Origin of the sequence: Acetivibrio mesophilus, assembly GCF_004102745.1 — a bacterium.
In the GTDB taxonomy this organism is placed as follows: domain Bacteria; phylum Bacillota; class Clostridia; order Acetivibrionales; family Acetivibrionaceae; genus Hungateiclostridium; species Hungateiclostridium mesophilum.
The window spans coordinates 1-1,207 of record NZ_RLII01000087.1; the positions used below are offsets into that span (position 1 = coordinate 1).

General features: G+C 33.2%; 2 protein-coding genes and 1 pseudogene. 1 reads left to right on the forward strand and 2 read right to left on the reverse strand.

What is annotated here, in order from left to right; translation table 11 throughout:
- Window positions 1-197 (forward strand): hypothetical protein (locus EFD62_RS17915; RefSeq protein WP_206659766.1); only part of this gene is annotated, 197 nt, incomplete at its 5' end.
- 155 nt (window positions 198-352) lie between these two features.
- Here the strand turns inward: EFD62_RS17915 and EFD62_RS17355 are convergent.
- Complete coding sequence (locus EFD62_RS17355; protein ID WP_128706598.1) at window positions 353-691, reverse strand: hypothetical protein; 339 nt, start codon at window positions 689-691, stop codon at window positions 353-355.
- Window positions 692-704: 13 nt separating this feature from the next.
- Window positions 705-1,207 (reverse strand): annotated as a pseudogene (locus EFD62_RS17920) (hypothetical protein); the annotation flags it as partial.

Genomic DNA, 1,207 nt, shown 5'->3' on the forward strand with positions numbered 1-1,207 from the left:
TTATTTCTTTCACTTGCTCTTTTGATAATGTTGACATAAAAAATCTCCTCCTTGGATATTATTTTGTAATTCTTGCCAAGAAGGAGTCTTTTCATTCTCTTATACACAAAATTTTCAACATTCTCGATTTTATTAGCCCATGTGCAAGTTTATTTGACGCTTACGAACAAAAAATGGATAAACTAAAAGTAATATAGTTTTTATTCAAAATTCAAAACAAAATAAAGAAGCCTTGACAGGGTGTTAATCCTATCAAGGCTTTTCATATTCTTACTTCTTACTTTCAGATTATATTATTAGCTATTGGTTTAAGAGTGGAGTAATGTGCTGTGTCCCGTGATATAAAGCTGTATTAATCTAACATTGTTTTGATTTCATCAGCTAATTCAAGTACTTTCTTCCATTCAGTTGAATTCCTAACGGCATTAACATTCCAATTATCGCCTTGTTGTAATTGAAGAACCAAATCTCTTAAAATAGAGCTTTTTTGCATTATATCATCACTGATTAATCCTGCATCGTTAAGTCTTTGCAAACTATCAGTGTGTAAAAATGAAATAACGCCTGTATCAAATTCTTCAAAAATATTATATCCGATTACTACATCATTCTCACTTAACAAATATGTTCCACACTTACTAATCGTATCAGCATATAGTTCCATAAGTTTTTGTATAGAAATTTTTTCCATAGAATAAATCCTCCTACTTTTGAATAATTGTAGCTTTATCACCAGCTAACGGCTTATAATCAGACCCAACAACCTTGACTTTCCCCATTTGTCCACTTGAAATTCCAACATATGACCCTTCATGAACTCCTCCTCCTGGATGATAGAACACAGACTTATCACCATTGGTGAACTTCCAACCGGTACCAGCAGAACCATATGTGCCTCTCGTCCAACCTTCTCCAAGTATTTTTCCTACATCATCGGCTGATTTTCCCCATAAAGCTTTAGGATTCATTATGATATCATCATAGGACTTTAACTCAGTTACCCAATCAACATTTCCGCTTCCATACTTATTCTTAAAGTATTCATTCCACTCTGCTCCAGTTGTTGGTATCTTTGCATTGTTACTCGCTCCCTTTTTACCAACTTTGAGCTTAATACCATTTTTAATATCAGAAACAAAGCCTTTTATTCCTTTTTCACTTATTGAACCTAACGTTGATGTAATACGAGTCTTAATTTTTGGGGCTA